This is a genomic window from Catenovulum adriaticum (genome assembly GCF_026725475.1).
Classification (GTDB): Bacteria; Pseudomonadota; Gammaproteobacteria; order Enterobacterales; family Alteromonadaceae; genus Catenovulum; species Catenovulum adriaticum.
This window is the reverse complement of record NZ_CP109965.1, coordinates 2,442,012-2,464,285: the sequence shown is the minus strand read 5'-3', so window position 1 is coordinate 2,464,285 and position 22,274 is coordinate 2,442,012. Positions and strand designations below refer to the sequence as shown.

The window sequence follows — 22,274 nt, the reverse complement described above, 5'->3', positions numbered from 1 at the left end:
TTATACTGAGTTAGCGCATCAGCTGCCAGTTTCGTTTTAATTTTATCAGTATAATCGCCCATTTTAGTTGTATTTAAGTTAGGGATAACTGCGTTTAAGCGCTTTTTATGTTAATATCCGCGCTCGTTTAATTCAGGGAGTTATGAATGCCAAAAGTTCATCGCCATGCGTTGGTTATGTTTAGTGCCAAGCAAATGTATGATTTGGTTAATGATGTTTCTTCATACCCGAAATTTGTACCTGACTGTTTAGATGTAAAAGTGATGAGTCAATCTGAGACTGAATTAAAAGCGTCAGTCCAAATTGGTAAAGCGAATATAGGCAAATGGTTTACAACTCATAATAAAATGCAAGTAGGTCGTCAGGTTGAAATTAACTTAGTAGATGGGCCTTTTAAAAGGTTAACTGGCTTATGGCAGTTTATCCCTTTGGACGAAGAAGCTTGCAAGGTTGTACTAGATCTTGAGTTTGAATTTTCTTCAAAACTTGTTGAAATCGCATTTGGCTCTATCTTTAATCACATGGCAAATAATATGGTCAAGGCTTTTACCCAAAGAGCTAACGTAGTTTATCGTTAATGATGATACAAGCCCAATTATTACAATGATAAGTTATTACACCAATACCCTTTGTATTTATTAATTAAGTTTAACTATGAATGAAAGTTTATTAAAAATTGAAGTTGCCTATGCATTACCGGATGAACAAAGTTTATTAACGGTTCATGTAGCAGAAGGTGCTGATATTCAAACTTGTATTGAGCAATCCGGTATTTTGCACCGGCATTCAGATATTGATTTAGAAAGTAATAAAATAGGTATCTGGAGTCGCAGTAAAAAATTAGCAGATCGAGTTAAAGACGGTGATAGGATAGAAATTTATCGCCCGCTGATAGCTGATCCAAAAGATGTACGTCGCCGCCGAGCTGAAAAAGCTAAAGAAGAGGGGCGTGCTAACAAAATTACAGGGGGCAAAGCGTAAATTAACAAGTTTTAATTTAGTTAGCTTTGTTCACTGTGCTTTAACGGCTTGATTACGATCAAGCCTGTCATTTCTATATTATTTTCGTGTCGAATTTTTTCGATTTCATTAGTCATTTAACACAAGAGATTTACATGTTTAGTTTAATTTCTAACAATCAATCGAACGTTAAAAATGATGTGCTGTCAGGTGTAACCGTAGCGCTTGCTTTGGTACCTGAGGCTGTTGCTTTTGCGTTTGTTGCAGGTGTTGAACCTATGGTGGGTTTATATGCTGCATTTATGATGGGGCTATTAACCTCTATTTTTGGTGGTCGCCCTGGGATGATTTCTGGTGCAACCGGTGCAACCGCAGTCGTTATGGTTTCTTTGGTTGCCATATATGGGGTGCAATATTTATTTGCTGCTGTTGTTTTGGCTGGCTTGTTCCAAATATTAGCCGGTATTTTACGACTCGGTAAGTTTATTCGGATGGTACCGCATCCGGTTATGCTGGGTTTTGTAAATGGTTTAGCTATTGTTATATTTTTAGCGCAAATGGGTCAATTTAAGTTTTTAAATGACTATCAGCAGTGGCAATGGTTACAGGGCGAAGCTTTGTGGATAATGCTAGGCCTAGTTGCGCTAACGATGGCAATCACCCATTTTTTACCTAAATTAACAACGGCAATTCCCTCTGGTTTAGTTGCAATTGTTGTCGTAACTGGGATTGTTATTGGACTTGATTTAGAAGCACGCACAGTGATTGATTTTGTGAGAGATATGCTACCACCAGAGCAAGCCGCAACGGCTTCACTAAAAGGGGAGCTACCCAGTTTTGCGATTCCTATGGTGCCTTTCACATTAGAAACCCTTTATATTATTTTCCCTACTGCATTAATTATTGCGGCAATTGGTTTGATTGAATCATTATTAACCTTGACTTTAATTGATGAAATTACCGGTACACGAGGTCGTGGTAATCGCGAGTGTATTGGTCAAGGCATTGCAAATACGACTAACGGTTTTTTTGGCGGTATGGGTGGTTGTGCGATGATTGGTCAAAGTATGATTAATATCAATTCAGGTGGTCGAGGTCGGTTATCTGGGATAACGGCGGCTATGGTTTTACTTGGTTTTATCTTATTTGCGTCGGGCTTAATTGAGATGATCCCACTAGCCGCTTTAGTCGGTATTATGTTTATGGTGGTTCTTGGCACCTTTGAGTGGTCTTCATTTAGAATTATGCCAAAAATACCAGTAACAGATGCTTTTATTATTATATTAGTGTCAGGGATTACGGTTGCGTTTGACTTGGCGATCGCTGTTATTGTTGGTGTGATAGTTTCAGCTCTAGTTTTTGCTTGGAAGCATGCAAAACATATTCAGGCAGATACTTATGTTGATGAAAATGGCTATAAAGTTTATGACTTACGCGGCCCTATTTTCTTTGCGTCTATTGCTGACTTTAAAGGGTTATTTACCCCAGAAACAGATCCTGAACATGTGGTCATTGAATTTAAACGCTCTCGAGTGAGTGACCATTCTGGGATTGAAGCTTTAGATGGTTTAGCCGAAAAATATGAAGCTTTAGGTAAAAAATTGCATTTACGACATTTAAGTCCTGAATGTCGCCAATTATTAAAACGCGCAGGTAGTTTGTGTGAAGTTAATATAATGGAAGACCCTGACTATCATGTTGCTTCTGATGAGTTGGGTGGTTAGCCAGTAGCTGACTGTCCTTGCTTTACTTTTACCCTCGGTATCAGTCGGTAAAAGTAAAGCGATGTTTGGACCTTTATTTTAGAGAGTTTAGGTACAAAAAAAGCCGCATTTTAAAGTACGCCATTTATCAACTGGATACTTTAAAATGCGGCTTTTTTAATTGTCTTTTAGTCTGAATTAAAGCCTTTAAATGTGGTTTGCATTTAAAGGCTTTTTTTATAAATCTAATGATTTTTCAAAGTCTTCGGGCTTGTCAATTGAGCCTTCTAAATCTTGGAGTTTGTTCTCATCAAATTGTAAGGTGAGTTCGATACGTCTATCAGGACGACCATCACCATAATTTACATGGTATAAATAATACCAAGTGTCTTTATTAAAAGCGTCTTCGATAATAGGTTTTCCTAATACGTAAGCAACTTGCTCTTTTGTCATATTTTGTCTGAGTTTATCTACATCTTTCTTTTCAATGTAATTGCCTTGTCTAATATCGATGCGATACGCACAGCTTGCTAACGCAACTGCCAAAATTAGGGTAATAAAAGGTTTCATTTAGCGCTCTTTTCATTTAATAATTCGAGTTTTCGATATCTGCACCCAAAAGATAGGGTGAATATCGATTGTCAGTGAACCAGTATATCTTGATTTGCATAGAGACAAAAGGTTCAACTTATTTGAAATATCGATTTGTACCGTAACCTTTCTGTTCTATCTTACTGATTTTGTCTTCAAGTTGATTAATCGCTTGTAAGCAGCGCTCTCGTCTTTGGTAAATTGAATGGTTATCAGGCAAATTTGGATTAAGCCGAATTTGGTCATCAAAGCGAGCTAAATACTGACGATATTCAGCAAGCGTTTTATGCATTTTTCCAATGCGACTGCGATATTCAGTGACCGCATTATGTTCAACTAATTTACCATTTAAAGCGAGTTTGGCTAATAGTTCTAATTGAGCATTCAGTCTGTCAGATAGACGCTCGCTGTCTTGAGTTTGGCTTTTAAAGGCCAGTTTAATGAGTTGCTGGGTTTCTTGTAAATAATCCGATAGCTGTTCAGATTGACAAATAAAGCTATGGTGTTCTTGTAAAATGCTCGCTAGTTTTTCTTGCTCTTTATTCTTTTTTAGCTTGTCAGATAGCTTATTAAAAGTCTGCGAAACTTGTTCAAAAAGTGTCATGCATGTCTCATTTTAAAAGTTGGTGTGCAAGTTAGTTGCGTTTCAACAAACTAACTCTGTTTAGCTTACGGGTTTTATTTAAACTGCCTAGTATTTCAAGTACAGCTTTAAATAGCGCATTTAAAGCTGTTAGGCTAAGCTTAAAAAAATAAATTTATTAATATGCTCAAAGGTGTCAACTTAATGAGACTAAAAATCTGTTGTGAAAATCGCCTCGGCATCACTCAGGATATTCTCGAAATATTAGTACGTCATCAAATCGATTTACAAGGTATTGAGGTGCATGCAGAGCAAATATACTTACATTTTCCGAGTATTGAGTTTGCTGAGTTTCAACATCTAATGCCTGAGATTCGACTTGTTGATGGTGTCAGTGATGTTAAAACGGTTAGTTCTATGCCGTTTGAACGTCAGCATTATGAGCTTATGCTATCACTTAAAAGTGACTTAGAGCCAGCTTTATCGATTGATGAAAAGGGTAAAGCAATTCGAGCAAATCAAGCTGCGTTAAATTTATTTAATGTCAAAAGTGAAACTGATCTGGGGCAAGTTTCAGCTAGGATTAAAGGTATTAATATTCAGCGTTGGTTAGATCAACAAAGCCAAGAAAAACGGCTACAAGTGGGTGAGATTGAACAACAAACGTATCAAATTGAATTTTATCCTCTTTGGTTGCCTGCAGAGCAAAATACGCAAGTTTATTCAGGCGCATTTATTCGTTGTAAATTAAGTAAAGCACCATACCCGCAAGCCAATCAACAGGCATTTATTTTAAATCAAGTTGTGCAGCATGCATCCGTAAGTCGAAAAATGGTTCGTGACCTGAAAAAATTATCTCGCACCAACCTAGCAGTTGTATTTGAAGGTGAGGCTGGGACTGGCAAACACTTTTTTGCTACTTTATGTCACTACTTAGGAGGAGACTCAAGTAAAACCTATCAAAGTATTGAATGCATTGGCTTAAAACCGGATAGGCTCAATACTCAGCTTAGTGCGCTGGCGGATGAAGACCGTTTGGGCAGCGTGATTTTCAGGCATGTAGATATGCTAGAGATAGATGCTCAGAAAATTTTGTTGGCTTATTTAAAACAAAATACGCATTCAGGTTTAAGGTTTATGTTCACTAGCCAGCAAAACTTGGAATATTTACAACAAGAAGGCGCCTTTAATGAAAATTTATCTCAAACAATCACCCAATTAGTGATATTAGTTCCGGCGCTTCGTGATAGAAAAGAAGATCTACCTAATTTAATTGAAATTTTATTAAAAAAAGCCGCTAACCGGTTTGAAAAAGCTGCGGTTAGTCTTTCAAATAATGCACTATCGTTGCTGTTAGCGCATCCGTGGTTAGGTAATGTGACTCAATTAGAGAAGGCGATAAACCAAGCAATATTGACCCATAATAAAGACTTATTAGAAGCAGATGATTTTAATTTAGCCAAAACTGACAAGCAATATTATAGCTTGCAAGCCGATTTATCAGGCTCGTTGGACGATGCAGTGAAGCGATTTGAAAACGCCTTGTTAAGGCAGTTATATCCACACTATCCAAGCACTCGGCAATTAGCGCAAAAATTAGGTCTGAGTCATACCGCAATTGCAAATAAGTTACGAGAATACGGAATTAATAAGCACACGGTAAAAGTCATCAAATAACCCCAACTCGGTTTAATGAATATGTTTCAAACGACCTTTTTCACGGACACAAAGCAAAAAAATATCGTTAGAAACCATGAAGAGCTATAAAGTTAAATACACTTTCACCCAAGTAGAGGTTAAATAAATTTGGGGCGGCTTTTAAATACAGGCGCGAATACAAAGAATAATAAAGCAAATATAGCACCTGCTAAATGCGCTAGTGTGGCCACTTGCATACCTATTAGCTCCACTGTTGAATCGCTGGCGCCTGATATTTGCTCCCAAACAAGCTTGCCAGTAACCGCTAATAATAGTATGTAGCCTGTGCTTTCTTTTTGTTTTATATCGATTAATGCGCCCCAAACGACTAATGTGTGTAACACGCCAGAGAACCCAACGTAAACATCAATATCACTAAATAAAAATAAATAGCCTGAAATAAATAAACTGCTGCTGAAAACTAAATAATTAAAAGTTTTAGTTTTATAATATTGGCCGTGCAAACTCCATAGTGTGAGTAAACCAGCCATATTCATTAATAAATGATTTAAATTGCTATGCACTAGGTGGCCGGTAACGGGCTGCCAAAATTGAGTGAGCTGACCATGAGTAACTTGATATTCTAGCCAGGTTTGCTGGAAAAACGTTTGAGATAAATAGTGCGCACCCTGAATCAAACATAAGATACAAAGCCAAGTTAAAATCAGTGGAAATTTCGACCAGGGTAGCTGTGATATAAATTTGGGCGCTTGAATAACAGGCATGTTGAGCATTCTATTATTTGATAATCGATATTGGGTAACCGAGTATAACGGCAATACTTTGTTAATCTCAACTTTGTCTGTTTTATTTGTTACTCTGTCTTTCTGTTTTCATCATCGCCGTATTTGAGTTTATCATGTATTTTTTTAAATTTTTTAAGTTAGCCAGTTGCTTTGGTATTTTATTATTAAATTCAGCCTGTTCGAACCCAAAAGTAACTGATACTCAGTTAGCACCCGAATTCACACAGCGCGAAGCACGAGACCCAGAAGCTGCCACTGGGTTAACTGAGCAAAAACTGGTAACAGCATCTCAGGCAATGGTTAGCAGTGCCAACCCATACGCAACTAAAGTTGGTTTAAAAGTATTAAAAAATGGAGGGAGTGCTTTTGACGCAGCTGTTGCTATTCAAGCTGTTTTAACTTTAGTTGAGCCTCAATCATCCGGGATTGGTGGCGGTGCCTTTATTTTGTATTGGGATCAACAAACGCAAAAATTATTTGCGGTGGATGGCCGAGAAACAGCACCAAACAGTGCAACTGAATCTTTATTTTTTGAAAATGGAAAAGCCATTAGCTGGCATGAAGCGGTTGTTGGAGGGCGCTCTGTTGGCGTGCCGGGAGTATTGGCTGCATTAGAGCTTGGCCAAAAAAAATGGGGTAAGCTTAACTGGCAGGCTTTATTTGATGATGCAATTCACTTAAGTGAGCAAGGGTTTGTTGTGTCACCTCGGCTTGAACAATTAATTCAACGAGCGTTAAATCCAGGCTTAAAAAAAATGCCGCAAGCAAGCCAGTATTTTTATCCGAATGGGCAAGGTTTAAAAGCAGGAATGCTTAAAAAAAATCCAGCGTTAGCGGCACAGTTTAAGCAAATTGCAAAACAAGGTTCGCAGTACTTTTATCAAGGCGAGCTTGCTGAAAAAATAGTTAATGCGGTGCAGCAAAGCCCAATAGCCCCAGGTCAATTGACTTTATCCGATTTAAAGCGCTACCAAGCAAAGTTAAGGCAGCCTATTTGTGGTGAATATAAAACCAGTCAAATTTGTGGCTTTGGTCCCCCTAGTTCTGGTGGATTTACTGTCTTGCAAATTTTAAAGTTATTAGCGCCTTATGATTTAGCTCAGTATTCTGCCAACGCGCCGCAAGCCTTGCACTTATTTACCCAAGCCTCCAAATTAGCCTATGCTGATAGAAATGCTTATCTTGCAGATAGTGATTTTGTGACAGTGCCTGTTGAATCTTTATTGTCTGCTGATTATCTTGAAAAAAGGACGGCATTGATTGATCAATATAAAGATTTAGGCATAGCTAAAGCGGGTCAAATTAATTCGATAACCGCTGTGGAGTCAGCTAATTTAACTCAGCCAAGTACCTCTCATATTAGTATCGTTGATAAATGGGGGAATGCTGTTTCAATGACAACTAGTATTGAAATGGCCTTTGGTTCAACGGTAATGGTCGAAGGCTTTTTACTAAACAATCAATTAACTGATTTTTCTTTTTCGCCTTACAAAAATGGCGAACGAGTGGCTAACAGAGTCACCGCTAACAAAAGACCTCGTAGCTCGATGGCACCGACTATGGTATTCCAGAACAATGAACTAGTTGGTTTGTTAGGTTCGCCAGGCGGCTCTCGTATTATTGATTATGTTGCACAAACCTTAATTGCAAAATTAGACTGGAATTTATCCATTCAGCAGGCGATTAATTTAGCCAAAGTGACCAATTTAAATGGTAAAACCTCGTTAGAAGCTAATACCAATTTAAGTGAACAAGCTGCTTATTTTAAAAACTTAGGGCATAAAGTCGAAGTTAGAGAATTAAATAGCGGTTTGCATGCGATTTGGAAATCTAATAACGGTTGGCAAGGCGCAGCTGACCCACGACGTGAAGGGCTAGCACTAGGTTATTAATCTTAGCGTACTCTTCTATTTTAAGTTCGAATTTTCAATTTTTTTTAGTTCTTGCATTGTAAAATTATATTGTTGATGTTGCGTACCTAAATTTTTGATATACGGATTTTTTAGTTTTATTAGGTGTCTTGTACTTAACTGGCTAGCTTGAATACTTTTAGCATAATGACTTCGCCACAAGGTTTGCAGCTGACCTGTTTGATAAGCTTTTAGTAAACCTTGCTGGACTCGTTTTGCATTTTTAGTATTGTTTTGGCTGGTAAAAAAGAAGCGGGGCAGCGCATAATGCAATGCAATATGTTTATCGTAACTGATATTGGGTTGGTGCGTTTGCATTATTTTATATTCATTTAGCCATTCGTTAATGCCTCTGAAAAAAAGTTCGGCGCGTTCATTGGCAATCATTTCAAACATTTTGTTGTATTTAGCAATTGTAAATACCGATAAGCCATTTGCACTTAAGATATTTGAATCAAGCCAGCCAACGCCTTGTACTATCGTTTTATTTTTTAATTGACGTATATTTTTAACGTTTTTTAGGAGCGCTTGGTTACTCTGAGCGATAAGTGAGACTCGGTAGCCTGCAATACCTCGATCAATGGGAAAAGGAATCGCGAGTAGCTTATTGGCAAGCGCATCAGAATAGGAAAATTTAAAAAAGAAATTTTTAAAATGCCCATTTTTTGCTAATAATTCAGTTTGCTTAACACTAATATTAGGCTGGCTAGGTAGCAATTTATAATCACCATATTTGGCTTTGGTTAAATCAAGTGCAAGTGTTAATAATTGTTTTTCGTAGAGGTAGCGGGTATCGTTAATACCATTGGGTGCCATATACGTGAAAATTTCTTTATCAGCGTTTGCCGCATTGCTGATAAAAGGAGTTACACATAAGGTTATCAATAATATTAGGTTATATTTAAAAATGTTATTGTGAACGGTGGCTTTTTTTAACTGAACTTTTTGATGAATACATTGATGCATATAATGCTAACCCTAACTCATTAGCAGTAAACATCGATTATCGATAGACATCTGCTTTTAGTTTATCGACTCGCCATTTACCACGTTGCTTTTGCATGACAACTTGTTTTAAGTCTCTAAATCGGTCGCCGTTAAAGGTACCGTCAAGCATGAGCGTGACGTAAGCTTTCTTTGCCTGAGATTTAGTAAATGAAATCCCAGATAAGTTACGATCTTCTTCTATTTCTACGCTATCGTAGCGACGATTAAACAAGACTTTCTGAACTCTTTCCACAGTATAGTAGCTTTTTAAAATTCGGCTATATTGGGGGGTTGCTAGATCGGCTGCGGCTTCTAAATCTTGTTGATTATAAATTGCTTCAAAAAACGCTATCGCAATTTCACCGGGTTCCTGTGTAAATGTCTGGTTTTGTCCGCATGCTTGTAAGAAAAAAAATAAACCACTTATTAGGCTTACTTTAAGCAAAGAGTTGATGTTTAACATAGGGTGTCTTTTAGGCTTGTTGATCGAACTAAATTATTGTGCAAATCAATAGCGTACTTGACGCTAAAGTAACAACTAGATTTATTGAGTTTAACACGTTTTAAGAAAAACAGGGGAAGGTAGTATTTGGTTTTTTCGCGTTTTTTTAAGACTAGATAAAACAATAAGTAGCTGACCGTTCGATAAGCTACTTATTGAAAAATAATCGTGATTATTATTGAACTAGTTCTGCGTCGCTGAATACTTCAGCAAATAATGGGCTGCTTAAATATCGCTCAGCCGAACTTGGTAAAATAACAACAATATTTTTGTCTTTGTTTTCTGGCTTTTCAGCTAAACGAGCAGCTGCCACAACCGCAGCACCTGAAGATATGCCCGCTAGAATGCCTTCTTCTTTCATTAGGCGATGTGCCATTGCCATTGAATCTTCATTGGATACGGCTTCTACTGAATCAACTAAAGATAAATCTAAATTGCCAGGAATAAAGCCTGCGCCAATTCCCTGAATTTTATGTGGGCCAGGCGTTAATTCTTGACCAGCCATAGCTTGCGCAATAACCGGAGAATCTGTTGGTTCAACCGCTACTGACTGAATCGCTTTACCTTTCGTTTGTTTGATATAACGCGTAACACCCGTGATAGTACCGCCGGTGCCAACGCCTGAAACAAAAATATCAATGTTGCCGTCAGTATCTTGCCAAATTTCAGGACCTGTTGTTTGCTCGTGAATTTCAGGGTTAGCCGGGTTTTCAAATTGCTGTAGTAAAATATATTTTTCAGGATCAGCATCACGGATTTCTTCCGCTTTTGCTACCGCACCTTTCATGCCTTTAGGGCCTTCGGTTAGCACAATGTTTGCGCCTAACGCTTTCAATAATTTTCGACGTTCTAAGCTCATAGTTGCAGGCATAGTTAAGGTTAACTTATAGCCTCGTGAAGCTGCTACAAATGCTAACGCAATACCTGTGTTACCACTAGTTGGCTCTACAATTTCTTTGCCTTGGGTTAATAAACCTTTTTTCTCTGCATCCCAGATCATATTTGCGCCAATGCGACATTTTACGCTAAAACTTGGGTTACGAGATTCTACTTTTGCATATACATTACCAGAGCTAACTCGGTTTAATTTTACAAGCGGAGTTTTACCGATTGAAAGAGAATTATCATCAAAGAAGTTCATACTCAGTCCTTATTATTATAACAAGATTGATATCTTGTTTAGCTTATACCGATATAGGGTAAACAGAAGTGCTTTTTTGTTATAACTAATAGCTATTTGCTTCAAACAAAATCACATTTTAAAGCTGATTTTACTTTGATTGCAATACGCGAATGCAGATGGATTAAAATTAATGGTGCGCTTAAACTATTTGGCACTTGAGAAGAGATTAGGGCTTGTTTGCATTTTATTGCAGCAAGTTACAACAAACCCTATTTGTTAATTACGCAAGTTGGGGTAAAAAAACAGTGCAAGTAAACTTAACTATTTAAACATTCAACAACTGAGTTATCTGCGCCACCTATAGGCGATGGTGCATAATTATCGGCATCCCAATCATTCTCCCAGGTTTCGCCGTCCAGTAAATATTTAAATTGGTACGACTCGCCAGCATCTAAGTTAACGTTGAGCGTAAAGTCGCCATTTTTTAATTTTTTCATTGGGCTTGCTTTGTGATCCCATTCGTTAAAGTCGCCAACGACACATACGTTATCAGCTTTTTGAGCTTGTTCAGCAGTGAGTCGGAAAGTGACTTTACAGACAGGTTTTGATTTAAGGTATTGCTTTTTCAGGCTCATACTCGATCCCTTAAGTTGATGGTTGACAGGCAAAAAATTAAATAGGTTTAATTAATCAAAAAGCTAAATGCTGTAATTAATCATATTAAAATCAAATACACTAGGGCTGTTGTGAATTTATGCCCTATTTTTCTCTCAGCTCAAATTAAAAACAAAGATAAACATACACAAGGCCAATACAATTACCGTACCAATACTAAATTTTTATGACTAAAATAAAAATACTCGGTTAAGTGATTAACGGGTTTTAATTCATTTGCTGGCTCTATTATAACCGATACTAGCAGCTAATTTGAAACCTTGTTTAAATTATTTTGTTTAAATTAATAGACTTTTTTTATTTGTATTTGTTTACAATTTTTACTTGCCACCTTAATGCATTCCTTTAAACAAATTGATGATGTGCTTATCAATTTGTCATTTTTGGCATAGAATCATATTGGTTGCCCTCAATATAATAATGACGGATAAAAATAAATGTTAAATCAAAAGCAGCTTAAGTTTGTACTACCTCTCGTTTTTTTAATAATCGCGATATTTATTGTCATGGGGTTAATGGCATCAAAGTCAGAACCCGATAAAAAACCGTTAGCCGCTAAACCTATTTTGGTTACCTATCAAACCGTTTCAGCTCAAGACCTACAGTTTAAAATACCATCTCAGGGGGTTGTTTCTCCACTCCAAAAAACTCAATTGACTGCGCAAGTATCCGGCAAAGTGGTGTCGTTAGCAGATGTTTTTATTGAGGGCGGATTTTTTGAGAAAGGGGACGTGTTGGTTAGCCTTGAAGCAAGTGATTATCAAACCCAAGTAAAATCGGCTCAAGCAGAGTTGGCGAGAGCTAAAGCGGCATTAAAAGAAGAAACAGCACGTGGTGAAGTCGCCAAGCAGGAATGGCAGCAAATGGCTGATAAAGCGACCGACCTAGCACTACGCATTCCACAACTAGAAACGGAACGAGCGAATGTCGTATTTGCACAAGCCCAATTAGAGCAAGCCAAACGTAATTTAGAACGTACGCTAATACGTGCACCTTACGATGGAATTGTCGTCACACGTAATGCGCAACTGGGTCAGTTTTTATCAGCGGGTAGCTCTGTGGGATTAATTTATGCAACACAGGTGGCAGAAGTTCGTTTACCCGTTAGTATGGAAGATTCAACTTATTTAGCTAATTTGCGCCCTAAACAAGTGAAAAATGCACCAGCTAAGGTCAATATAAAAGTTAAAATTGGCAGTAATAACTATCGGTGGCAGGCCCAATTAACACGTAGCGAAGGTATAGTGGATAGTGATAGTCGAATGCTATATTTTGCGGCTCAAATTCAAGATCCTTACAATTTAAAGAACACACATGAACAAGCATTACATTTTGGCCAATTTGTTGAAGCTGATATTTTTGGTAAACAAATGACTCAAATTTTTAAAGTAGAACGCAATTTATTGACCGTTGAACAAAAATTAATGGTTTTAGATGACAACATGAAACTGAATTTGGTGAAGCCGCATATTGTCCGTAGTGAACATGGATTTGTATATATAGATAAAGGTTTAACCAATCAAGCTAAGTTGATTACCTCGCCTGTTAGCAATCCGGTTAATGGTATGGCAGTCAGAGTCGCTTCTGACGAAAACGAGGCGATTTAATGACAACTCAACAAACACAACAAGGTCTTATAGCTTGGTTTACCCGTAATCCTGTTGCGGCTAACTTGTTGCTAGTCTTAATTGTATTAGCCGGTATTTATTCAATTTTTACAATCCGTAAGCAGTCATTTCCAACCATTACGCTGGATACTATTTCAATTCAGGTGCCTTATTTGGGCGCTGCACCAGAAGAAGTTGAAGAAGGGGTTGTATTAAAAATTGAAGATGCTGTTAAACGCATCGAAGGTATTAAAAAAATAACCTCTACTTCAAATGAAGGAATGGGTTCTGTAACCATTGAAGTTGCATATAATTATGATGTTCTAGAGTTATTAAACGAAGTGAAAGTACAGGTTGATGCGATACCACGCTTGCCCGAAAATACTGAAAAACCAGTCGTTTACCGCGTTAAACCAGAGCAAGCAGTGTTATGGGTGCAAGTTTACGGTGATATGTCTGAACGAACGATGAAAGAATACGCTAATTCTATTCGTGATGAAATTGTACTTTTACCCGGGGTTAGCGCAGCGGAAGTAGTTGGCGCGAGGGCTTATGAAATTTCAGTAGAGGTCCCAGAAACCATACTAAGAGAACATAATTTAAGTTTATCTTATGTTTCAGAGCAAATTCAAAAAAGTTCAGTTAATTTACCAGGCGGCTCAATTAAAACCGAAAATGGTGATATTTTATTGCGGACTACAGGACAGGCCTATTACGCTGATGACTTTGCTAAAATTGTATTAAAAACAAACCCAGACGGCAGCCGGTTATATCTGAGTGACATCGCTAATATACGGGATGGATTTGTGGAGTATGAAAGTTACTCACGGTTTAACCAGCTCGATAGTATTGGCATTCAGGTAAAATCAGTAGGCGAGCAAAATGATTTACAAATCGCAAAAACGGTAAAGCAATTTATTCAAGATAAGCAACAAACATTGCCCAGCGTTGTTAAGTTAAAAATGTGGGGTGATAGCTCTTATTATTTGCAAGGCCGCTTAGATTTAATGCTTAATAATATGATGATGGGGGCCGCATTAGTATTTATTATTTTGTCATTATTTTTGCGCTTCCGTTTGGCGATTTGGGTGATTGTTGGTTTATTTGTTAGCTTTTTAGGTGCGCTGGCGATGATGCCAGCAACCGGCGTTAGTATCAATATGATTAGTCTTTTTGCCTTTATATTAGTATTAGGGATAGTCGTGGATGACGCTATTATCATTGGTGAAAGTGTCCATGCCACCACTCAAGCGCATGGATCTAGCATTGAAACTGTTATTCGTGGTGCTCAACGGGTTGCTATGCCGGCTACTTTTGGGGTATTAACCACTATAGTTGCGTTTGCGCCTATGCTAATGGTTTCAGGACCTTCATCACCCATTTGGAGTTCGATTGGGGTTGTCGTTATGTTGTGTTTGGCATTTTCTCTGGTTGAATCTAAATGGATTTTACCTTCGCATTTGGTGGGCATTAAAGTAACAGCCAAAACCGAAAGTATGTGGCTGCCGCGCTTTAGAAAAAAAGTAGATAAAAAATTAAATCATTTTATTGAGCATTTTTATCGGCCTTTTTTGCACTTATGTTTAACATTTAGATATAGCACACTGGCTGCTTTTGTTGGGGTGTTGATTGTTGTAGGTGGACTGATTGGGTCGGGCGTGGTTCGTTTTGTTTTCTTCCCTAATTTACCAAGCGACTATGTTCAGGTTTCATTAACCATGGAAGATGGTACTTCAGCCGAACTGACTAATAAAACCATAGGTGAGTTAGAAAAAGCCTTATATCAGGTTGATCAAAAGGTACAAACCCAAAGTGGTGAATCGTTACTGGGTAACTCAATGGCTTTTAATACTGGGCAAACCTCTGGCATGATTTGGGCTGAACTTGACCGATCAGAAACCAGACCTATTAATGGTTTTGAAGCTGCAAACCGTTGGCGAGATGCGTTTGGCGAAATGCCAGGTGTTCGTTCTGTCAATTTTTCCGGCTCGATTCAAGGCGGTGCAGGCGCTGATTTAGCGTTTTTATTTAGAAGCGATGATTTAGCTCAAATTGATGCGGCGGCGAGTGAATTAAAGGAAATTTTAAAAGGTTACCAAGGCGTTTACGACGTAGATGATTCATTTAGCGGTGGTAAAGATGAAATTAAACTTAGCATTAAACCAGAGGCTCAAGCTCAAGGGTTAACTTTACTAGATTTGGCTCGACAGGTTAGATTAGCATTTTACGGGGCAGAGGCTCAACGCATTCAACGTGACGAAGAAGAGATTAAAGTTATGGTGCGTTACCCTAAAGCAGAACGCACCTCGATATCGAATCTTGAAAACATGTGGATCCGGGTTCCTAGTGGTGCGCAAGTTCCGTTTTCATCTGTGGCTGAATATGAAATAGGCGAAGGTTACGCCACTATTCAACGTATAGACTACCAGCGTTCAATTAGTGTTACCGCAAAAGCAGACAAAGCCTTGATAGAACCTGGAAAAGTGGCAGCAGAAATTGCCGAGCAAGTGATACCTGACATTTTAACAAAGTACCCTGAGGTGAGTTTTGAGCTAACCGGTGCTTCAAAAGAAGAAAAAGATGCAATGGCGAGTCTAGCTATTGGCTTTTTATTTGCATTAGTTGTGATTTATGCACTTATGGCCATACCGCTTAAATCTTATTCACAGCCGTTAATTATTATGTCTGTGATTCCATTTGGGATTGTAGGCGCGGTTATCGGGCATGTGATTTTTGGTCTTGCAATGAGTATTTTATCTATGTTTGGGATAATTGCTTTAGCTGGGGTGGTGGTGAACGACTCGCTCATTATGGTCGATTTTGTTAACCGAGCTCGCGAACGAGGATTGGCAATCAAAGACGCAGTGGTGCAAGCTGGAACAGAACGTTTTCGAGCCATTTTATTAACTTCGTTAACAACATTTTTTGGCTTAATACCGATAGTTTTAGAAACGAGCTTGCAAGCCCAAATTGTGATACCGATGGCGATTTCGTTAGCATTTGGTATTTTGTTTTCAACTGTAATAACGTTGGTTTTAGTACCATCGCTTTATTTGTTATTAAACGATATTACGCAATTGAAATCTCGTTTAGCGGGTAAAGCTGCATCTTAAATAAACGTTGTGTATGATTTAAGCCAGTGTTTACTGGCTTAAATCATTAAAAATATCATTAAAGGGTATTGACCCTTAAAAACTCGCACCAATTAACATATTTAAGCTTTACCTAGGTAAATGGCTTACTCCACTATTTATTTAGTGATAATATTTTTGAGTTGATAACTAATTTCAACTCAGGATAATACATACCTAGTAGCGTTTCTTTGGCAAAGTTGCCTTTTTCGCAAAAAAATCGCCTATTAGACATGAAAATACAACATTTTATGTAGATGATGTTATATGCCAAAACAGTTTGAGCTAGAATCTTTAGCTTGTTTTGGTATAAACCGCTTATTCTAAGTTGAGCTTAACTAAAAATATAACAAGGATCCCCGTTTATGTTTATACCCGTTATTATGGCTGGTGGTACTGGCTCTCGATTGTGGCCTTTATCTCGTTCAGCTTACCCCAAGCAATATTTACCCCTTGCCAGTGATAATACGATGTTGCAAGAAACGGTTTTACGCTTGAAAGGCGCAGAGCATTTGGCTCCTTTAGTCATTTGCAATGAAGACTCGCGTTTTATGGTTGCAGAGCAGCTTAGAGCGATTAAAGCTTTAGAGTGTCCTGTCGTTTTAGAGCCAGTTGGCCGCAATACAGCGCCAGCCATTGCATTGGCAGCACTGCAAGCGATAGCAGACGGGGAGGATCCTTTATTATTAATACTAGCAGCGGATCATGTTATTCAAGATCAAAAAGCTTTTTTAACCGCGATAGAGCAAGCGCAAGTGTTAGCCCAAAACGATGCCATGGTCACTTTTGGGATAGTACCTACTCATGCAGAAACAGGTTATGGTTACATTAAGCGAGGTTCAGCATACAACGACGCTTTTAAAGTAGATAGTTTTGTTGAAAAGCCAAATTTAACAACCGCCACCGAATATTTAAACAGTGGAGAATACTATTGGAATAGTGGCATGTTTATGTTTAAAGCCAGTCGTTATTTAACTGAGCTTGAAAAATATCAACCCGATATTTTAGCAGCTTGTAAAAAAGCCATTGGAAATACTTCAAACGACTTAGATTTTGTCCGTGTCGACAAAGCTGCATTTGAAGCTTGCCCAGACGATTCAATTGATTATGCTGTTATGGAAAAAACGGATGCAGCTGTCGTAGTGCCTTTAGATGCAGGCTGGAATGATGTTGGTTCTTGGTCAGCTCTGTGGGAAGTGAACGAAAAGGACGACAATGGAAATGCAATCAAAGGCGATTGTATTACGCATGATACTAATAATTGTCTTATCCAAAGTGGAGAGCGTTTAATTGCAACGGTTGGGGTTGATGATTTGGTTATCGTCGATACCAAAGATGCCGTTATGGTTGCCTCAAAGGACAAAGTTCAAGATGTAAAAAAAGTGGTTGAAAAGCTTAAAGCGGAATCACGTAGTGAATTTATGTTTCATCGCGAAGTTTATCGTCCGTGGGGTAAATATGACTCTATAGATCATGGCGCTCGATACCAAGTTAAACGGATTACGGTTAAGCCGGGTGCAAAATTATCTGTGCAAATGCATCATCATAGAGCGGAACATTGGGTGGTTGTATCAGGCACCGCAAAAGTGACGAACGGCGAGAAAGAGCTGTTATTAACCGAAAACCAATCAACTTATATTCCAGTTGGCGTTATTCATGCATTAGAAAATCCAGGCAAGGTTGATTTAGAGTTAATTGAAGTACAGTCGGGGTCTTACTTGGGCGAAGATGACATTGTCCGGTTTGAAGATAGATACGGCCGAACTTAAAATTTTTAAGGTTGTTGAGTGTTTAGTTATTCCTTTTTATGAATCACTTTTATAAAAATGCAAACTAAATAAAATAATCTGTTTGGCAAAAATGAAGCGCAGGGGCGACCCCTAAAGCGCACTAAAAAATAGGTAGGAGAACAGGATGAAAATCGCAGTAGCGGGTACTGGCTATGTGGGGATTTCAAATGCGGTATTATTGGCACAACACAATGAAGTGGTTGCAGTTGATATAGTGGCTGAAAAAGTTGATTTATTAAACAACAAAAAATCACCCATTGAAGATGAATATATTGAACAATATTTAGCGAATGAACCGTTAAATTTTAGAGCTACACTCAATCCGGAAGAAGCGTACACAGATGCTGAATTTGTGATTATCGCGACCCCAACAGACTATGATCCGCAAACTAACTATTTTAATACGCGCTCTGTTGAAGCTGTAATTAAAGATGTAATGCGAATTAACCCTAATGCGACCATGATTATTAAATCGACGGTTCCTGTTGGCTATACTCAACAAATTAGTGAAGAAACAGGGTCAAATAACATTTTATTTTCGCCTGAATTTTTACGTGAAGGTAAAGCTTTGTACGATAACTTATATCCGTCTCGTATTATTGTTGGTGAGCGTTCAGAGCGAGCTAAAGTATTTGCTAGTTTGTTAGCGCAAGGCGCAATAAAAGAAGACGTTGAGGTTTTATTTACTAACTCAACCGAAGCTGAAGCTGTAAAACTATTCTCTAATACGTATCTTGCAATGCGTGTATCATACTTTAATGAGCTAGATACCTACGCAGAAGTGCATGGGTTAGATAGCCGTCAAATCATTGAGGGTGTGAGTTTAGATCCTAGAATCGGCAACCATTATAATAACCCTTCGTTTGGTTATGGTGGTTATTGCTTGCCTAAAGACACCAAGCAATTATTAGCTAACTACAATCAAGTACCTAACAATATTATTGGTGCAATTGTGGATGCAAATACCACACGCAAAGACTTTGTCGCAGACTCTATCATTAACCGAAACCCTAAAGTGGTAGGGATTTATCGATTAATTATGAAAGCTGGCTCTGATAACTTTAGAGCGTCATCTATTCAAGGGATTATGAAACGTATTAAAGCCAAAGGGATTGAGGTGGTTATTTACGAACCTGTGCTTGAAGAAGATGACTTTTTTAACTCAAAAGTAATTAAAGATTTAGCCGAGTTTAAAGCCATGTCGGATGTTATCGTTTCAAACCGAATGGCTGAGTCGTTAGAAGATGTTGCCGAAAAAGTTTATACCCGAGATTTATTCGGTTCAGACTAAACTGAAGTTTTAGTTATTACTAAATAATAAATAAACACTAAAAACAGAGCGCAATGAGCGCTCTGTTTTTGTATATAAGTATATAAATAACAAATGTAAGCTTAAGTGGTTGATCATTGAGCTATATTGGCTACACATTTGTATCTATACTTGGTATATTTATTGTTAAGTCCCTGTAGTTTAATGGATAAAACAAGAACCTCCTAAGTTTTAGATCCAGGTTCGATTCCTGGTGGGGACGCCATTTTTACCTGAGTGCAGATTAGATCAGATTAACAGGCCTTAAGCTTGTTCTGATGATTATGGACGCTTGGTTTGCGATTCATGCAATATCCTACTTTGCCACCTTGAATTAATTCTAATGGTCAGTAAATACAATATAATTAATCTCAACTCGGTTTAGTGAATATGTTTCAAACGGTCTTTTTCACGGGAACTGCGTTAAATTCTCCTGCAATAGGCTAGCTTTTAACATGTGAATTTGCCTTGTCCGTGCAGAAAAAATCTCGTTAGAATCCACCTCGTTTCCTGCCAACGAATACATACGGGTAATGACCATGTCTTTAATCACGCCTGTATTTCTTTCTTATCTGGTGTTTACCTTTTATCCGTCATTCCGCACCTAGTTTTTAATTAATCTTGGTGTTTTTTTATTCAGTTGATCGTATTATTTAAAAAAAGACTTGACCTAGATCCCAGATCTTGATCTATTACTCTCTTTTGAGAGTGGTGATCACAATGCCTAACCCTTTTACTAAAACACTTGAACATCACGGCTTGGTGGCTGGTTTTTGTCATGAAATCCAATTGGTCGACTTAATTGACCGTAAACTCGGTCAATCAAACGATCGTACTTTAAGCTTTGGCCAACTGGTTTTGGCTATGGTGATAAATGGCTTGGGGTTTACTGGCCGAACGCTACACATGTACAGTGAGTACTTTAAAGATAAGCCACTTGAGCGCTTAATTGGTGAAGGCGTCAAGGCTGAGCAAATCAATGATGATGCGTTAGGTCGATGTTTAGACAAGCTGTATGAATTTGGTGTATCCAGTTTATACCAAGATCTCGGCGAAACGGTTGTTAGTCACCTTGGTCTGGGCGGAGAATCACTACATTTAGACTCCACTAGCTTCCATTATGATGGTCAATCAAACGATGTGGATGATGATGTTAATACTATCCACATTGCCAAAGGGTATTCTCGCGACCACCGCCCCGACTTAAACCAAGTGGTTTTAAACCTCATCTGTGAAAATCAATCCGGCATTCCGGTTTATATGAAACCCGCCAGTGGCAACTGCAATGATATGGATGGGTTTAAAAAGATAGTTAAAGCCCATGTGAATAGCTTAAAGGCAGCACAACGCTGTCGCTACTTGGTGGGGGATGCTGCTTTATATGTTCAAGAATCCCTTTCTCATTTACAGCAAATCAATCAACTATTTATCACGCGTGTCCCTCAAACACTCAAAGAAGCTAAAACGCTCATCAAATTAGCTCCGACTTTAAGTTTTACGCCTTTATCTTCAGGCTACGAAGGCGTGTTTCATGAATGTGAATATGGTGGCGTAAAGCAAAAGTGGTTGCTAGTACGCAGTGAGCAAGCTGCTAAACGCGAAACACATACGTTAAGTAAGCGCATGCACAAACAAGCAGAGCAAGCACGTAAAAGCTTTAAACAACTCAGTCAAAAAATATTTGCTTGCGAAGGTGATGCACAAAAGTCATTGGAGGAATGGAAAAAGAAACAAATACTCTGTGATGTTGAAGGGCAAGTTGAAAAAGTCCCCGTATTTGCCGGAAAAGGGCGACCTAAAAAAAATGAAAACCCGATACGGATTGATTACCAAATTACAGGGCGTTTATTTACTCCACTGGCTCGACGCCAAGCGGCATTGGAACAATTGGGGCTGTTTATCATTGCCAGCAATGACATGAGTGAAGCGTTAACCATGGATAAAATGCTCAGCACGTATAAATCACAGCAATCAGTAGAAAAAGGCTTCCGCTTTCTGAAGAGCCCAGACTTTTTAACCAACGCCATTTTCTTGAAAAAGCCAGAACGAATAGAAGCGTTATTAATGGTGATGACGGTCTGTTTAATGGTATATGCAGCCTTGGAGCATCAGATCCGCAAACAACTTGTAGAGCAAGAGCAGTACTTCCCGGATATGAAATACAAACCCCATCAGAAACCCACCGCTCGCTGGGTGTTCCAATGCTTTCAAGGGATCACCATCATGTATATCAACCAAGACACTGAGATCGTTGCTAATCTTGAGGATCGCAATCACACGATCATTGATTGCTTAGGTTATCATTACCAGAAAATTTATTCCTAAAAGTGGTGCGGAAGATCGGTTTTATCACTTGCGCTACAAAAGCTTGGTAATCTTACTGCGTTAAATTTATATTTCGTTGAACCTAAAAGCAATTTTGATATTGCGTGAGGACGCTTTCTATTAGTCTAAATCAAACTTACGTTTATGCTCGCTGAGCAATTCGGTGGCGTTTAAATAAAATATACTGTATAGTCATTGGCTATATGTTGTATATACACTATACTAAGTTAAATGATTAGGTTGGTAATATAAATGGTTAAAACCAAGGTAAAAAAGAAAAAAGATAGCCAGCTGATTATTCGAATTAACGATGAAGACAGGCGAGAGTTTATTGAGTTGTGTGAAGCACTTGATACTTCAGCAGCCCGTGAAATTAGACAATTCATCAAAGATTTTAGTGCAAAGCAAAAGCAATCTAATTGAAGTAGAATTAGATTTTTTTGCTTTGCTTAACGGCAATTTTGCCAATATCATCAAGGAGGCCAATATGGCTAAAGTAAAATCAATTAAAAAAGAAATTAAGTCTCGTAAAGCTAAAATCGCTAAACAAGAAAGCAAACTTAAAAAGTTAAAAAAACAGCTAAAAAAAGCTAAATAGTGTTTTAGAGCTTAATATTGCAAGATGCAAGATAAC

18 protein-coding genes and 1 tRNA gene are annotated in these 22,274 nt (G+C 38.2%); 12 read left to right on the top strand and 7 right to left on the bottom strand.

Features of this window, described 5'->3' with window-relative positions; all coding sequences use genetic code 11:
- Positions 1–146: 146 nt before the first annotated feature.
- From OLW01_RS10720 to OLW01_RS10710, 3 genes are all read left to right on the top strand, one after another.
- Positions 147–578: a type II toxin-antitoxin system RatA family toxin gene (locus OLW01_RS10720; protein WP_268073913.1), complete on the top strand. Its 432-nt coding sequence runs from the start codon at positions 147–149 to the stop codon at positions 576–578.
- Between the two features lie 76 nt (positions 579–654).
- Positions 655–981: an RnfH family protein gene (locus OLW01_RS10715; RefSeq protein WP_268073912.1), complete on the top strand. Its 327-nt coding sequence runs from the start codon at positions 655–657 to the stop codon at positions 979–981.
- A gap of 134 nt (positions 982–1,115) precedes the next feature.
- Positions 1,116–2,684 carry a SulP family inorganic anion transporter gene (locus OLW01_RS10710; protein WP_268073911.1) on the top strand — a complete coding sequence of 523 codons (1,569 nt, stop codon included), beginning with the start codon at positions 1,116–1,118 and terminating at the stop codon, positions 2,682–2,684.
- Positions 2,685–2,900: 216 nt separating this feature from the next.
- Here OLW01_RS10710 and OLW01_RS10705 read toward each other — a convergent pair whose 3' ends face one another.
- The gene (locus tag OLW01_RS10705) at positions 2,901–3,233 is read right to left on the bottom strand and encodes an outer membrane protein assembly factor BamE (RefSeq protein WP_268073910.1); all 333 of its coding nucleotides are present in this window, start codon (positions 3,231–3,233) and stop codon (positions 2,901–2,903) included.
- Positions 3,234–3,351: 118 nt separating this feature from the next.
- On the bottom strand, positions 3,352–3,858 hold the full coding sequence (gene priC, locus OLW01_RS10700; RefSeq protein ID WP_268073909.1) for a primosomal replication protein PriC: 507 nt from the start codon (positions 3,856–3,858) through the stop codon (positions 3,352–3,354).
- Positions 3,859–4,041: 183 nt separating this feature from the next.
- Between priC and OLW01_RS10695 the strand changes: the two genes are divergently transcribed.
- On the top strand, positions 4,042–5,514 hold the full coding sequence (locus OLW01_RS10695) for a TyrR/PhhR family helix-turn-helix DNA-binding protein (RefSeq protein ID WP_268073908.1): 1,473 nt from the start codon (positions 4,042–4,044) through the stop codon (positions 5,512–5,514).
- Between the two features lie 119 nt (positions 5,515–5,633).
- Here the strand turns inward: OLW01_RS10695 and rrtA are convergent, their stop codons facing one another.
- The gene (rrtA, locus tag OLW01_RS10690) at positions 5,634–6,260 is read right to left on the bottom strand and encodes a rhombosortase (protein ID WP_268073907.1); all 627 of its coding nucleotides are present in this window, start codon (positions 6,258–6,260) and stop codon (positions 5,634–5,636) included.
- Between the two features lie 134 nt (positions 6,261–6,394).
- Between rrtA and ggt the strand changes: the two genes are divergently transcribed.
- The gene (gene ggt / locus OLW01_RS10685; RefSeq protein WP_268073906.1) at positions 6,395–8,173 is read left to right on the top strand and encodes a gamma-glutamyltransferase; all 1,779 of its coding nucleotides are present in this window, start codon (positions 6,395–6,397) and stop codon (positions 8,171–8,173) included.
- Between the two features lie 15 nt (positions 8,174–8,188).
- Here ggt and OLW01_RS10680 read toward each other — a convergent pair whose 3' ends face one another.
- The 4 genes from OLW01_RS10680 to OLW01_RS10665 form a co-directional block, all read right to left on the bottom strand.
- Positions 8,189–9,157, bottom strand: coding sequence for a hypothetical protein (locus tag OLW01_RS10680; RefSeq protein WP_268073905.1), 969 nt, complete (start codon positions 9,155–9,157; stop codon positions 8,189–8,191).
- Positions 9,158–9,194: 37 nt separating this feature from the next.
- Complete coding sequence (locus tag OLW01_RS10675; protein WP_268073904.1) at positions 9,195–9,641, bottom strand: hypothetical protein; 447 nt, start codon at positions 9,639–9,641, stop codon at positions 9,195–9,197.
- 214 nt (positions 9,642–9,855) lie between these two features.
- Entirely contained in the window at positions 9,856–10,821 is a 966-nt protein-coding gene (gene cysK / locus OLW01_RS10670; RefSeq protein ID WP_268073903.1) for a cysteine synthase A, read from the bottom strand.
- Between the two features lie 299 nt (positions 10,822–11,120).
- Positions 11,121–11,438 carry an isoamylase early set domain-containing protein gene (locus tag OLW01_RS10665; protein ID WP_268073902.1) on the bottom strand — a complete coding sequence of 106 codons (318 nt, stop codon included), beginning with the start codon at positions 11,436–11,438 and terminating at the stop codon, positions 11,121–11,123.
- A gap of 477 nt (positions 11,439–11,915) precedes the next feature.
- Between OLW01_RS10665 and OLW01_RS10660 the strand changes: the two genes are divergently transcribed.
- The 7 genes from OLW01_RS10660 to OLW01_RS10630 all read left to right on the top strand — a co-directional run bounded on the left by OLW01_RS10660 (position 11,916) and on the right by OLW01_RS10630 (position 22,063).
- Positions 11,916–13,085, top strand: coding sequence for an efflux RND transporter periplasmic adaptor subunit (locus OLW01_RS10660; protein WP_268073901.1), 1,170 nt, complete (start codon positions 11,916–11,918; stop codon positions 13,083–13,085).
- A complete protein-coding gene (locus OLW01_RS10655) occupies positions 13,085–16,198 on the top strand; it encodes an efflux RND transporter permease subunit (protein WP_268073900.1) in 3,114 nt (1,037 codons plus the stop codon). Before OLW01_RS10660 ends, OLW01_RS10655 begins: the two co-directional genes overlap by 1 nt.
- Before the next feature lie 383 nt (positions 16,199–16,581).
- Entirely contained in the window at positions 16,582–17,985 is a 1,404-nt protein-coding gene (locus tag OLW01_RS10650) for a mannose-1-phosphate guanylyltransferase/mannose-6-phosphate isomerase (RefSeq protein ID WP_268073899.1), read from the top strand.
- A 145-nt stretch (positions 17,986–18,130) separates the two neighbouring features.
- Positions 18,131–19,297 (top strand): nucleotide sugar dehydrogenase, encoded by a 1,167-nt coding sequence (locus OLW01_RS10645; protein WP_268073898.1) that lies wholly within the window; start codon positions 18,131–18,133, stop codon positions 19,295–19,297.
- Positions 19,298–19,466: 169 nt separating this feature from the next.
- Positions 19,467–19,541 (top strand) — tRNA-Arg (locus OLW01_RS10640).
- 494 nt (positions 19,542–20,035) lie between these two features.
- On the top strand, positions 20,036–21,640 hold the full coding sequence (locus tag OLW01_RS10635) for an IS1634 family transposase (RefSeq protein WP_268073897.1): 1,605 nt from the start codon (positions 20,036–20,038) through the stop codon (positions 21,638–21,640).
- 252 nt (positions 21,641–21,892) lie between these two features.
- On the top strand, positions 21,893–22,063 hold the full coding sequence (locus tag OLW01_RS10630; RefSeq protein WP_268073896.1) for a hypothetical protein: 171 nt from the start codon (positions 21,893–21,895) through the stop codon (positions 22,061–22,063).
- The last annotated feature ends 211 nt before the right edge of the window (positions 22,064–22,274 follow it).

Excerpts from the sequence above, each read along its gene's own strand:
- OLW01_RS10720 (WP_268073913.1), top strand. The coding sequence starts at position 147 with ATGCCAAAAGTTCATCGCCATGCGTTGGTTATGTTTAGTGCCAAGCAA.
- OLW01_RS10715 (WP_268073912.1), top strand. The coding sequence starts at position 655 with ATGAATGAAAGTTTATTAAAAATTGAAGTTGCCTATGCATTACCGGAT.
- OLW01_RS10710 (WP_268073911.1), top strand. The coding sequence starts at position 1,116 with ATGTTTAGTTTAATTTCTAACAATCAATCGAACGTTAAAAATGATGTG.
- OLW01_RS10705 (WP_268073910.1), bottom strand. The coding sequence starts at position 3,233 with ATGAAACCTTTTATTACCCTAATTTTGGCAGTTGCGTTAGCAAGCTGT.
- priC (WP_268073909.1), bottom strand. The coding sequence starts at position 3,858 with ATGACACTTTTTGAACAAGTTTCGCAGACTTTTAATAAGCTATCTGAC.
- OLW01_RS10695 (WP_268073908.1), top strand. The coding sequence starts at position 4,042 with ATGAGACTAAAAATCTGTTGTGAAAATCGCCTCGGCATCACTCAGGAT.
- rrtA (WP_268073907.1), bottom strand. The coding sequence starts at position 6,260 with ATGCCTGTTATTCAAGCGCCCAAATTTATATCACAGCTACCCTGGTCG.
- ggt (WP_268073906.1), top strand. The coding sequence starts at position 6,395 with ATGTATTTTTTTAAATTTTTTAAGTTAGCCAGTTGCTTTGGTATTTTA.
- OLW01_RS10680 (WP_268073905.1), bottom strand. The coding sequence starts at position 9,157 with ATGCATCAATGTATTCATCAAAAAGTTCAGTTAAAAAAAGCCACCGTT.
- OLW01_RS10675 (WP_268073904.1), bottom strand. The coding sequence starts at position 9,641 with ATGTTAAACATCAACTCTTTGCTTAAAGTAAGCCTAATAAGTGGTTTA.
- cysK (WP_268073903.1), bottom strand. The coding sequence starts at position 10,821 with ATGAACTTCTTTGATGATAATTCTCTTTCAATCGGTAAAACTCCGCTT.
- OLW01_RS10665 (WP_268073902.1), bottom strand. The coding sequence starts at position 11,438 with ATGAGCCTGAAAAAGCAATACCTTAAATCAAAACCTGTCTGTAAAGTC.
- OLW01_RS10660 (WP_268073901.1), top strand. The coding sequence starts at position 11,916 with ATGTTAAATCAAAAGCAGCTTAAGTTTGTACTACCTCTCGTTTTTTTA.
- OLW01_RS10655 (WP_268073900.1), top strand. The coding sequence starts at position 13,085 with ATGACAACTCAACAAACACAACAAGGTCTTATAGCTTGGTTTACCCGT.
- OLW01_RS10650 (WP_268073899.1), top strand. The coding sequence starts at position 16,582 with ATGTTTATACCCGTTATTATGGCTGGTGGTACTGGCTCTCGATTGTGG.
- OLW01_RS10645 (WP_268073898.1), top strand. The coding sequence starts at position 18,131 with ATGAAAATCGCAGTAGCGGGTACTGGCTATGTGGGGATTTCAAATGCG.
- OLW01_RS10635 (WP_268073897.1), top strand. The coding sequence starts at position 20,036 with ATGCCTAACCCTTTTACTAAAACACTTGAACATCACGGCTTGGTGGCT.
- OLW01_RS10630 (WP_268073896.1), top strand. The coding sequence starts at position 21,893 with ATGGTTAAAACCAAGGTAAAAAAGAAAAAAGATAGCCAGCTGATTATT.